General features: G+C 54.1%; 10 protein-coding genes. 2 read left to right on the top strand and 8 right to left on the bottom strand.

What is annotated here, in order from left to right; genetic code table 11:
* Nucleotides 1-90: 90 nt before the first annotated feature.
* Together AC6I8W_RS17500 and ftnA are read left to right on the top strand one after the other, a co-directional pair.
* Nucleotides 91-345 (top strand): hypothetical protein, encoded by a 255-nt coding sequence (locus AC6I8W_RS17500; RefSeq protein ID WP_497836034.1) that lies wholly within the window; start codon nucleotides 91-93, stop codon nucleotides 343-345.
* A 117-nt stretch (nucleotides 346-462) separates the two neighbouring features.
* Nucleotides 463-969 carry a non-heme ferritin gene (gene ftnA / locus AC6I8W_RS17505; protein WP_497836035.1) on the top strand — a complete coding sequence of 169 codons (507 nt, stop codon included), beginning with the start codon at nucleotides 463-465 and terminating at the stop codon, nucleotides 967-969.
* A 32-nt stretch (nucleotides 970-1001) separates the two neighbouring features.
* Here the strand turns inward: ftnA and AC6I8W_RS17510 are convergent, their stop codons facing one another.
* From AC6I8W_RS17510 to AC6I8W_RS17545, 8 genes are all read right to left on the bottom strand, one after another.
* Nucleotides 1002-1760 (bottom strand): HNH endonuclease family protein, encoded by a 759-nt coding sequence (locus tag AC6I8W_RS17510; RefSeq protein ID WP_497836036.1) that lies wholly within the window; start codon nucleotides 1758-1760, stop codon nucleotides 1002-1004.
* Nucleotides 1757-3025: an AAA family ATPase gene (locus AC6I8W_RS17515; RefSeq protein WP_497836037.1), complete on the bottom strand. Its 1269-nt coding sequence runs from the start codon at nucleotides 3023-3025 to the stop codon at nucleotides 1757-1759. The genes AC6I8W_RS17510 and AC6I8W_RS17515 overlap by 4 nt, the downstream gene beginning before the upstream one ends.
* 117 nt (nucleotides 3026-3142) lie before the next feature.
* Nucleotides 3143-5992, bottom strand: a complete 2850-nt coding sequence (locus tag AC6I8W_RS17520; protein ID WP_497836038.1) for a sensor domain-containing protein — start codon at nucleotides 5990-5992, stop codon at nucleotides 3143-3145.
* Nucleotides 5993-6187: 195 nt separating this feature from the next.
* Nucleotides 6188-7930 (bottom strand): ABC transporter permease, encoded by a 1743-nt coding sequence (locus tag AC6I8W_RS17525; protein ID WP_497836039.1) that lies wholly within the window; start codon nucleotides 7928-7930, stop codon nucleotides 6188-6190.
* Between the two features lie 2 nt (nucleotides 7931-7932).
* The gene (locus AC6I8W_RS17530; protein WP_497836040.1) at nucleotides 7933-8934 is read right to left on the bottom strand and encodes an ABC transporter substrate-binding protein; all 1002 of its coding nucleotides are present in this window, start codon (nucleotides 8932-8934) and stop codon (nucleotides 7933-7935) included.
* 6 nt (nucleotides 8935-8940) lie between these two features.
* Nucleotides 8941-10008: an ABC transporter ATP-binding protein gene (locus AC6I8W_RS17535; protein ID WP_497836041.1), complete on the bottom strand. Its 1068-nt coding sequence runs from the start codon at nucleotides 10006-10008 to the stop codon at nucleotides 8941-8943.
* A 73-nt stretch (nucleotides 10009-10081) separates the two neighbouring features.
* Nucleotides 10082-11803 carry a bifunctional ornithine lipid synthase OlsF gene (olsF, locus tag AC6I8W_RS17540; RefSeq protein WP_497836042.1) on the bottom strand — a complete coding sequence of 574 codons (1722 nt, stop codon included), beginning with the start codon at nucleotides 11801-11803 and terminating at the stop codon, nucleotides 10082-10084.
* A 158-nt stretch (nucleotides 11804-11961) separates the two neighbouring features.
* A complete protein-coding gene (locus AC6I8W_RS17545; protein ID WP_497836043.1) occupies nucleotides 11962-12666 on the bottom strand; it encodes a proteasome-type protease in 705 nt (234 codons plus the stop codon).
* Between the last annotated feature and the right edge of the window lie 12 nt (nucleotides 12667-12678).

Consider the following 12678-nt stretch of genomic DNA (forward strand, 5'->3'; position numbering starts at 1 on the left):
CCTCCTGCTGGTGTTATTTTTTAACCAGTCAGTTGCAATATATGGAACTTAGTTCTAAGCAGGATTTATGCCAGCTGGTATTTTCTTTAATTGCGAAACCGCGAATTTTGTTCAGTAACATTCAAACTGCCGCAATATCAATCCTTCGCGCTAAAGACCTTAATCGCTGCAGTCTTTATTGTCCCGGATGAATATTTTCGCCACGTCAGCAGATTGCTGAAAATAAAATCAATTAAACGCAAGGTGCACGCTTATCAGGCACAACGGCTGCACTATCATGGTGCGACGGCCCTTGATGAAAAGAAGACAAAAATGAGAATCGGTCGCATTCAAAAACCTGAATAATTCCATTTATAATCAATAAGATAAATTCAACTTTTTGACGAAAATCACTTCACAAAAAAGTGAAGATTGATGCATAATTCGTCGCACTCACCTGAAAAATTTAAAAAGGAATCAGCCATGTTAACTGCTGAAATGACCGCTCGTCTTAATGACCAACTGAATCTGGAATTCTTCTCTGCCAACCTCTATCTGCAAATGAGTGCCTGGTGCAGCGACAAAGGCTTTGAAGGTGCAGCGTCTTTCCTGAAGATGCACTCGCGCGAAGAGATGGAACATATGCAGCGCCTGTTCGACTACCTGAGCGATGCCGGTTCGTTACCGCTTCTCGGCAGCATCGCGGCTCCGCCGGTCAGCTGGAATTCCCTGGCTGAGCTGTTCGAAGAAACCCTGAACCATGAAAAGCTGATCACCAGTAAAATCAATGAACTGGCGCATGCGGCGATGACCACGCAGGATTATTCCACCTTCAACTTCCTGCAATGGTACGTGGCTGAGCAGCATGAAGAAGAGAAGCTGTTCAAAACCGTGCTGGATAAACTGGCGCTGGTGGGCAGCAAAGGTGAAGGCCTGTTCCTGATCGACAAAGATCTGGGCCGTATGAATACCGAAAGCCACGGCGCATAAGATGAACCGGCCCGCAGAACGGGCCGATTTGTTTAGCCTGCACGTTGACGGTTCAACCGCTGCGCCCGCTTTTCCAGTTTTCCTGCATGTTGAATGGCAGCTTGTTTAATCGCCACACAGAATGCCCGCATCGACCCATCAGGTTGTGGCTGCATAATTTCTTCAGCTAACCTGCGAGCCTCAGCAGCAGAAATTTCCTTACCACGCGGCCTGATGGCCCCATCAATGGCAGCGGCACGGCGAGAAACCAGCTCTGGATGATCCAGATTGAGCACCTTAACCGTGTTTATCCCCTGTGGGGTCTCACCACAGACATGACCATCACCGGTAAATGAAAAATGATGCTCAACCGCAGCGACATGCGGAAAAACAAATAGGTCATCAGCGTTTGGATCATAATCATCTTTAAATTTCGCACCATAATCGCAATGAATTTGACTTCTGCTATCGGGATAACAGGCCACCATATTCAGGTAATCAATATCTTCTCCCGACCGAAAACGATTGACTATCTTCCCGTCAAGAACTTGCTTCTCACGGCATTGCGGTAGCAGGTGCTCAATGTGGCAACTATGTGCAGTTTTGAATTCAAGAATTGCGCATTGTTCAGGTGTTTTTAAACGCTGCAATGTGTATGCACATAAATAATGCTGTTCGTTTAACAATGCGCAACGAACCTCTTCAGAAGGAAAGTTCGCTCGACCATATTTTAGATTATCCGGTATTGCTGCATTGACACGCTTCCAGTTGAGTAATGCGTGTGGCTCCCCACCTTTGTTCACCGCTCTCATTCATCCCCTCCAGAAAGCAGTTCCAGTGTGTCAATACTGCTACGCAAACGCAGTACATCTGGAATATCACCCACATCATGATCTAAAGATTGCAACTGTGCTTTTGCTTCGGCAAATTTATCTTCATCAATCAGATCGGCAATCGCCTTAATTTTCTGGCGGATCGATAGATTCTGGGCTTCACCTTCCATAACATGCTCAAGGACTTCATTGCTACTTAACCCCAGTGCCGTTGAAGGATGACCCAATAATTTACCGCCGCGTAACAACAGCACATTCTCCGGCGGGGTTTCGCCAACGATCTGCGGTGAATGGGTAGACACAATAAACTGACAGTTTGGAAAGGTTTCCTGCAATTTATTCACGACATTCCTTTGCCATTTTGGGTGGAGATGCAGATCAATTTCATCAATCAACACAATGGCTTCACCCAATAATGGATTGTTCGATTGCGGATTGACCAATGCCAGGCGGCGTGCAAGATCCCCCACTAACGCCAGTAGACACTTTTCGCCATTCGACAGCTGGTTGATGCTCAACTCGGTACCGTTTTTATTCACCACCATACGCAAGTAAGGTTTACGATTGATGTGAATATCAGTGAAACCAGTAAACAGTTCTATCGCCTTACGCACCGCAACCAGTTTGGGATCCGCATAATTTCGGTCACGACGAATGCGTTCATTTTCCACATCTTCCTGATTACGAAACCAGTTAAAGAAACGTTTGAAATCAGCTCCACCATTTGACAATGCCCCCTCATAACCTTCGAATGGGGTATTCGACAGTTTCTCACGGATGCGAAGTGGAATATCCATTACTGCACGATGCACATCATAGTAGATCGCAACAGGCAGAGATATTTCCATTACCTGATCCGATTTGAAATTTTTATTTTTTTTAGTCAGCGGTTCTACCGCAGTATTTAATTCATCAAAATAACTTGAACGTTCACCCGGATGTTTTCCTGCACGTTTATTCAGTGCAACCGCAAAATTAACATATTTCTGGTTAAGCGTAATATTAACAACAGCACGCGTATAATGACTATTGACTCGAATATCGTCCGGAGAAAAACTCCTGGCTTTTTGCGCGCTATCAAAAATGCGACTGGTAAGATGGGAGAGTGAAATAGCTAGTGCATCTAATAAGGTTGATTTACCTGCACCATTAACTCCGACAATAATGGTCGGCTTCTCATTAAACGTAACATCGAGTTGTTCGATGCCACGGAAATTGGTCAACGTTAAATTTTTCAGCTTCATGCATTCACCTGCTAAGTCAGACATTCCGTTATATTCAAACGAACTGCCCGCCAAATTAGCACGCTGGGGCAAAGCTGTCATTGCCCCAGCGCTGGAGAAGGCGATTAAGGTAGAAGATCAATCCAGTTTTTTTAAGCGCAGCTCCGAAGGCTGCGGGCGACCAAACAGGTAGCCCTGGAACAGCGTACAACCCTCTTCACGCAACCGGGCAAACTGCTCGCTGCTCTCCACCCCTTCTGCGGTAATCTGAATATCCAGACTCCGGCTCATCCCGGTGATAGCGCGGATAATTGCCAGCGCTTCACGACTGTCGCCCATATCGTTGATAAACGACTTGTCGATTTTGATCTTGTCGAACGGGAAAGATCGCAGGTAACTGAGTGACGAATAGCCGGTGCCGAAATCATCCAGCGCAATTTGCACGCCCAGCGCTTTCAGGTTTTGCAGGGTACGGATATTCCCGAGGGTATCATCCAGCAGCACCGACTCGGTGATCTCCACTTCAAGGCGATGTGGTGCCAACCCTGATTCGCGCAACGCACCTTCCACTACAGACACCAGCGAACTGTTTTTGAACTGCAACGGCGACAGGTTAACCGACACCGATTGTTCCCCTTCCCAGCTTGCCGCTTCGCGACAGGCTTCATACAGCGCGTATGCTCCCAGCAGGTGGATCAGGCCCGTCTCCTCGGCGATCGGGATAAAATCATTCGGCATGATTAGCCCTTTGATCGGGTGATGCCAGCGCATCAGCGCTTCATAACCAATGATCCCTTTTTCATTACCATCGGTGATCGGCTGATAATAGAGCTTGAGCTGACGCCCGCTGATCGCATCGCGCAGATCGTTCTCGATCACCCGGCGACTGCGCGCCAGATCATCCATCTCCAGCGTGAAATGCTCGTAGCGATTACGACCGTTGCGTTTAGCTTCATAAAGCGCCATATCGGCGCAGCGCAGCATATGTTCCGGGGTGTTGACCGCCTGCGAACTCAGCGCGATGCCGACACTCAACCCTACTGACAGATTGTGCCCTTCCAGATTGACCGGAGGACGGATGGCTTCAATCAGGCGCTGCGCCACCACTGCGGCTTCATCCGCGTTGCGGATGCCCGGCAGCACGATGGCAAATTCATCACCCCCAATACGCGCCAGGGTGTCATGGTCGCGCAGCACATTGCGCAAACGCTTCGCCACCGTGCGCAGCAGGTCATCACCAATCTGATGGCCCAGCGCATCATTGACGTTTTTGAAGTTATCCAGGTCGAGGCACAACCCCGCAGTCACGTGTCCGCCTTGATGATCAGCACGTAGTGCTTCGCTTAACTTCTGACGGAACAGGATACGGTTAGGCAGGCTGGTCAGGTTGTCATGATGCGCCATATGGTGGATACGGGCATCGGCTTCGCGCTGGTCGGTCACATCCTCAACAATCAGCATCACGAAGTTCTGACGCAGATCTTTTCCGGCGATGGTGGTAGCACGGGTATGCAAAATGCGCTCGCCGCCCGCCGTCATCAACAGTTGTTCACGCGTATGGATGCCTTCGCTACGCAGGGCAATATCCGCCAGGCTGTTGAAGTAATCACTCAACTCGGCCGACATGCATTCATGCGGCCGTTTATGCATGATCAATAGCTTGTTGATACCAAACAGCTGTTCGGCTTTGTCGTTGACCATCAGGATTTCGCGGGTGATGGCGTCTTCGACTATCACGCAGGACGGGATATGGGTGATGATGGTGTCGAGGAATTTCGACAGTTCAGACGCTTTGGCACTCTGCGCTTCGGCCAAATCCCGCGCACGCAACAGCTGCTGTTCATGTTCACGGCGTTCGGTCACGTCGCGGGTGATTTTCGCAAAGCCAATCAAACGGCCTTCTTCATTGTGGATCGCATCGATTACCACATGCGCCCAAAAGGCAGAACCATCTTTGCGGTAGCGCCAACCCTCATCTTCGAAGCGCCCGGTTTTCAGCGCGATACCAAGGTTGGCATCCGGCGCATTCGACTGACGCTCCTGCGCACCATAGAATATCGAGAAATGCTGGCCGACGATCTCTTCCGAGCGATAGCCTTTCGCCCGTTGCGCCCCAGCATTCCAGTTCACCACCCGTCCCTGCACATCCAGCATGTATATGGCGTAATCCCGCACTCCGGTCACCAGCAGACGGAAGGTTTTTTCCTGCTCACGCTGGGCACGTAATAACGCCTGCTGTTCGGTACAGTCGCGAGTGATTTTGGCGTAACCAATCAACTTGCCAGCATCATCACGAATGGCATCGATGATGACATGCGCCCAAAAAGCACTGCCATCCTTGCGGTAACGCCAGCCTTCATCCTCAAAACGACCGGTTTTGAACGCGATACCGAGGTTCTTCTCCGGGATGTGGTTAAGGCGATCCTGGGCGCTGTAAAAACGCGAAAAGTTCTGCCCAACGATCTCTTCCGCGACATAACCTTTGGCGCGTTGCGCTCCGGCATTCCAATTTTCAACGTTGCCGTCCAGATCCAGCATATAGATGGCGTAATCGGTGACGCCCTCTACCAGCAAACGGAACCGTTCTTCCTGCTCCCGCTGCCTGCGTTGTTGTTCCTGCTGTTGGGTGCAGTCACGGGTGATTTTGGCAAAGCCGAGCAGTTCGCCATATTCATCGCGGATCGCATCAATAATCACATGCGCCCAGAAAGCGCTGCCATCTTTGCGATAACGCCAACCTTCAGTTTCATAACGACCTGTGGCGCTGGCGCTGGCTAAGCCACGCAGCGGCGCACCGTTTTTACGATCGTCTTCGCTATAAAACAGCGCGAAATTCTTGCCGATAATTTCTTCAGCGGTGTAGCCCTTGGCACGTTGTGCACCGGCGTTCCAGCTCGCTACCGTACCGTCCGGCTTGAGCATGTAAATGGCGTAATCAAGCACGCTTTGCACAAGTAAGCGGTACATGACGTCAGAGTTATTATCCATTGTTATTTGCCTATTGCTGGCCTGATGCCACCTGGTAACCCAGGAAAATTCTTAATCGCTCTGCAGACTTAATAGCAAATACGCAGCGTTGACAAGCGCTATCAGCTTACAGGCGAAAGTTGGTAGTTTGGTTATCGGCAGTGGCGAGATATTGTTCAGTGGGATACTCAATCAATTATGCGGCGTTGACGGCGTTCAGGCTTGCCAGGGCAAAACCCCCTGCGGCAGTCGGCGTGCCAGACGGGTTGCCAGTGCCATTAGCAGGCATACCACCACAATCATCAGACAACCGACCGCCGCCGCCAGCGACGCTGAACCGCCTTCATCGAGAAAGACAATGGTTGGACCGATAGTCTGCGTTTGAGACGTCACCAGCAGCACCGATACCTGGATTTCATTCAACGCCGTCAGGAATACCAGTACCGTCCCGGCCAGCGTCGATGGTGCCGCCAGCGGCAGCAAAATATCGCGCATGCGCCGTAGAAAACCGGCCCCACACAGACGCGCCGCTTCATCCAGCGCCGGTTCCAGTTGAGCAAACCCGGCCAGCGTTGGGCGCAGCACCAGCGCGAGGAAGTTTGCCAGATAGGCGGCAAGGATGATCCAGACCGTGCCGTACAGCGACACCTCAATCAGCGGTAGGGGACGCAGAAAAAACAGCAGCGCCGCCACGCCCGTAACGATACCGGGTAGCGCATAAGTGAGTTCACTGGCCAGCCATAAACCCCGTACCAGTCGCGTGCGCCGCCAACTGAGGAAATACGCCAAAAACAGCGCCATCAGCGTGAGGATAATTGCCGCCAGGCTGGTGAGGCCGAGGCTGGTGAAAAACGCCTGGCGCACCGCCGGATAGCCCCATAACGCCGCACGGAAATTCTCCAGCGTCAGGGTTTGCCAGGTTAATGCCTGGCCGTAACCGTGCGTCAGCGCGGTGATCAGCAATGCGCTGACCGGCAGAAGCAAGGTCAGCACCATCCAGAGCCATGCGCTGGCCTCAACGGCATAGCGTGAGCGGCCCAGCGGTTGCCGCCACAGGCGAGGTGCGCCGCTGACCCGGACATCATGACGACCACCCAGCCAGGCACTCAGACCCATGCCCGCCAGCGTAATCACGGCGATCAACAACGCATACACCGCCGTATTGGGTAGCGCACCAGGCCCAATACCGTTCAGTTGCTGATACACCAGGGTGATCAGCGTCGGCACGCGCGCCGGAATGCCGAGCATCGCCTGGATACCAAAATTGCCCGCCGCAGCGACAAAGGTTAGCGCTGCGCTGGCAAAAATGGCCGGACGCGCTAACGGCAGGATAATGGTGAACAACACCCGCCAGCGCGAAGCACCACTCACCTGCGCCGCTTCCACCAGATCGGCAGGCAAACGGCGCAACCCGGCGCGCACGGTGAGAAACACCAGCGGCGCATTATGTATCCCCAACAACAGCACGATGCCGGTCATGGAATACAACGGTTGCTCGCCGGGGGCAAACCACGGCAACCCCAGCGCGGCAAACAGCAGCGCCAGCGGGCTGGAAGGGGCTAACGCTTGCAGCCACGCCAGTGCGGTCACCTGCGGTGGGATCATCAGTGGCAGGATAAAGGCAAACACCCAGGCGGTTTTCGCACGTAAATCGGTGAGCGCCACCAGCCAGGCGGCAAAGGTGCCGAGCAACAAAGAAAGGGCGGTTGAGCTAAGGGCGATCAGCAGCGTGTTACCGGTGGCGACCAGCACCCGCTCGCTGCCCAGCAAGCGCAACAGCCGCGTCATATCCGGTACGCCCTGCGGTGCCAGTGCGGTCCCCACCAGACGCAGCAGCGGAGCGACCGACAGGGACGCAATCAGCAGAGCCAGCAGCGCCAGCACCACCCCTTCACTGCGCAGCCGCCAACGCTGGCCGCCGCGTGCCACATTGCGCCATTCGTTGCTCAGCACGCTCATCGTCAGCCGCCGAACAGTTGGGTGAACTGATCCCGGACTTCGGCATCATCGTTGATGGCTTTGGCCACATCCGGCGTCAGAAGCTTGATCTGGCTGATGGGGGTAAAGCCTGCCGGTGCCGCCACACGATCGTCCACCGGGCGGTTGCCCTGTTCTACCACCAGTTTCTGGCCCTGTTCCGACAGTATAAAGTCGACAAAGGCTTTCGCCGCAGGCAGGTTATGCACCGTCTTCATGATCGCTACGGGTTCAGTAACATAAGAGACGCCCTCTTTGGGATACACCAGATCGACCGGTGATCCCTTTTTCTTCGCCAGAATCACGTCGGCATCGGTGATCACACCATATTTATCCAGACCACTCGCCACCGCTTTCAATGCCGGGCCGTTGCCGCCCTGCGGTGCTACGCCAATCGCCGCCAGTTTTTTGTAGAAATCCCAACCGATGTTTGGTGTGTTGATGTCGGTATGCAGTTTGTACAATGCTGCCCCGGAATAAAGCGGGCTGGGCATCGCGATTTGGCCTTTATTCGCCTCTACTGCCAGTGCATTCCAGCTGTCGATCGGTTTGGCATGCTGGGTATTATACGCAATCACCGTAGAGATAATTTTGGTGCCGAAGAAGGTTTTATCTTTGTCGTAGAACGACGGCTTGATATGGCTGACCGGCGCGTCCTGATAGCTGTAAAGCTGGTGCTCTTTTTTCAGCGCGCCGAGGTTGATGGCATCTGCAATCAGCAACACGTCAGGCTTCGCCTCACCGCTCATCATCTCGGTACGCAGCACATTCATCAATTGGGTTGTGCCGTTGCGCGTCCACTCCACCTCCACATTGGGGTAAGCGGCTTTAAAGGCATCAATAGTTTGTTGCGCAATTTCGGGTGCCTGTGAGGTATACACCACCAGCTTACCCGACGGCGTCTCGGCAGCCTGGCTGATGGCAGCAAGTAGTAATCCACTGGATAACAGCAAAACATTTAACGAAGTGCGCATAGCCTTTTCCATGAGTTGTTATGAAGGAAGAATCCAGCCGTCACGCAATGCCACACCCACAGTGGCATCGACAACGGGTACAGGGCCATCCGCCAGCATCAGCGTCAGGCTGCTTGCGGGCGCGTCCAGTGGTATCAGGTTCAGTTGATGGTAGCCGCCACGATAAATCACACGCTGCACGCGCGCGGCTAATTGTGCTTCGCGAGGCCCCGCCAGAGAGAAATCGACCGCATGAAAACTGGCTTTGCCTTGCGGACAGGATTGCTGCTGCGGTGCGCAGCGCAACGACACCCGTAGCCCGCACAGGGTGGCAAATGCACGCCCTTCACCGACGGGTTCGATATCACTGACAGGCAGCACTTTGCCATCGTCAATGAAGGTGGCGACCATCTCGTTGGCCGGTTCACGCCACAGGGTTTGCGGGGTGGCGAACTGCATCACCCGTCCGCCATCCATCACCACGACGCGATCGGCCAGCGCCATCGCTTCCTGTTGATCGTGGGTGATGTAAAGCAGCGTGGCATGACTGTGACGATGGAAGCGACGGAACTCCTCCTCCATGGTGGTGCGCAGATGCACATCCAGATTGGCGAGCGGTTCGTCCAGCAGCACCAGCGACGGCTGGGCCACCAGGCAGCGCGCCAGCGCCACCCGCTGCCGCTGTCCACCGGAGAGATCGGCCGGACGACGCCCGGCAAAGGCTTGCAACCCAACCAGCGCCAGTGCCTGTTGAGTGCGCTGCTCACGCTCGTTGCGTGCTAAGCCGTTGACTTTCAGGCTATAAGCAACGTTTTCCGCCACTGTCATATGCGGCCACAGCGCGTAACTCTGAAACACCATACCAAGCTGGCGTTCTTCCGGCGGCAGATGCAAACCGGACGCGGCAAAGCAGCGTTCGCCGACATGGATCTCACCGGCATCGGCGGTTTCAAAGCCCGCCAGCAGACGTAACAGGGTCGTTTTGCCGCAGCCGGAAGGGCCAAGTACGGCGATAAATTCTCCCTGCGCAATATGCAGGGAGATATCATGCAGAACCGGTTGTGCGCCGAAAGATTTGCACAGTCCGCGCAGGGTAATTGCCGCCATCAATTCAGGCCTTTATCTAACTGTCCGGGCAAGACCCTACCACATGCATGATGACAGCGTCGTGACACCTGGCTTAGGTTTGCGAACCAGCTCCAGACAAATGCATCGCGATATAGCGCTCGTAACGCGCGGCTTTGACGCGTGTCAGATCGACTAACACCAGGCCATCGATGCAGTGGTTAAAATCGGGATCGCTGCCGAAATCAATAAACTGCACCCCACCCGGTTCGCATAGCTCCGAATATTGCTTGTAGAGCGTCGGGATGGCAGTACCGAGGTTGGCGAGCAGATGCTTTAGACGACGCAAATCTTCCTGGTAATTGTCGCCGGTAAACTGCGCCAACACTTCGGGCAATGAAGCCGGATAGGGACGACGCGATGTCGCCAGCGGCAGCTCGGTAGGGAAATAGAGGCGATAAAACGCCACCAACAGGTCGCGGGCCGCCAGCGGCATCCCGCCGGAGATGGACACCGGGCCAAACAGATAACGGGTTTCCGGGTAGCGAGCGATATAGGCACCGATCCCCATCCACAGGTAATCCAACCCACGTTTGCCCCAGTAAGCGGGCTGAATAAAGCTACGCCCCAGCTCCAGCCCCTGGCGGATAATCGGCAGCATACGTTCGTCATAATGAAATAAGCTGTCGCTGTAGATCCCTTCCAGACCGCGTCGCTCCAGCTGTTCCCCACCCGGAATAAAACGGTACGCGCCCACAATCTCCAGCTCGGCGTCATCCCACAAGATCAGGTGATAGTAATCATCATCGTACTTATCCAGGTCACGACGCCTGCCACTGCCCTCACCGACCGCACGAAACGCAATTTCACGCAGACGCCCCAGCTCGCGTAACAGCGGCACCCAGCTTGCGCCGTTGCGTCGCCACAGGTAAATCTGCTTACCATCAGGCAAGGTGCCGAGCCGTTCGCTCTCCAGTAAAGCTTTTCTCAGCTCGGCGCGATCTTCCGGGCGGGCAATGGCCGCTTCGGTCTGAAACAGGCCGCGCCGCCCCTGACCGACACGATACAAATGCTTACGCAAGCGCTTCGCCAGCTCCTTACCCGGCGTGTGTCCATCGTGCCAATGTGCAAACGGGATCTGCTCGCCGATATGCAGCTTGATACGCGAACCGCGCTGGCGGAACATTTCACGCACCAGCATCAGTAAGGCCAGCGGAGGCGCAATCTGAGTGGCAGCATAAAAAGCTGCGCTATTGCGTCCTACCACATGTACCGGCACCAATGGCGCCCGGGCGCGGGCCGCGAGGCGCAGGAAACTGTGGTGCCAGCGCCGATCGCGCACCCCACGCGTGGACAGGCGAGATACTTCACCTGCCGGGAAAATGATCAGCGCGCCTTGATTGTCGAGATGCTGCTGCATGCGGGTAAGCTGTTCACGGCTGGTGCGGTTGCCCATGTTATCCACCGGCAGCATCAGATTATTCAGCGGCTCCAACATCATCAGCATGCGGTTGGCGACGATTTTCACGTCGCGTCGTACCTGTGACACCGCTGCCAGCAGCGCCAGGCCATCCAGAGCGCCAAGCGGATGGTTAGCGACAATCACCACCGGGCCATAAGAGGGAATTTGTTCCAGATCGCGTTCGCTTAATTCGCAGCGTACATCGAGGTGTTCCAGCACCTGCTCCACCATATCCACCCCTTGCAGGTGGCGGTAACGCGCGGCAAATTGTTGAAATTCGTTTTCACGTAGCGCCCATTTCAGCAGGCTTTTTTGCCATCCCGCCGGTTGGAAGCCAGGCCAGTAAGTATTGAGAACCTGATCAACAGAAAACATCGTTCACCTTCTTGTATGGAGCGGGTATCGCCCCGAAGGTAAAACGGCTTGTTTTCAGATTTATGAACGTCGTTATAGGGGTGAACAGACGCGCGATAAATCGCGCCGCCACGGTATCGAAATGTAGCGGCGCGATTTATCGCGCTTATTGGCAGGAATTACAATTTCAGCGGCGGTAACTGCGAGAAGACGCTCAGCAGCCCCTTGCTCCACAGCTGGCGGATCTGTGAAAAATAGGGATGCTGGTCGGTGATATGGTACTGCTCGTTGTCGCTGAAACTGTCGCTGTGATAAATCATCACATCCAGCGGCAACCCGACCGAAATATTACTCGCCAGGGTGGAATCCATCGAAATCAGCGCACACTGCATCGCCTGGCTGAGGGGAGTTTCGTAGCGCAGCACACGGTCAATAATCGGCTTACCGTATTTGCTTTCGCCAATCTGGAAATAGGGTGTATCCACGCTGGCCTCAATAAAATTCCCCTGCGGATAGATCTGGAACAATCGTGGCTCCTCGCCACGGATCTGTCCACCAAGCAGCAGTGTGCCGCCAAACTCTTCACCATCGCGCTTGATCACTTCGCGTAGCATCTCGCCCACCAGTAACGCAATGTCGTACAACGATTTTCCGTTCAACAGATTGGGTTGGTCGTGGTCATCATTAGCGCGTCGGAGCAGGCTCATCACGCTTTGCGTGGTGGCGAGATTGCCAGCGCTTTGCAACACCAGCGTGCGTTCATCATCCACCTGAAACACATGCAACTTACGAAACGACGAAATATGGTCGACGCCCGCGTTGGTGCGTGAGTCGGAAACAAAAATCATCCCTGATGATAAACGCATTGCCACACAATAAGTCATAGTCACGCCTGC

The organism is Pantoea sp. X-Soil-TKNS-1211 (genome assembly GCF_059730495.1).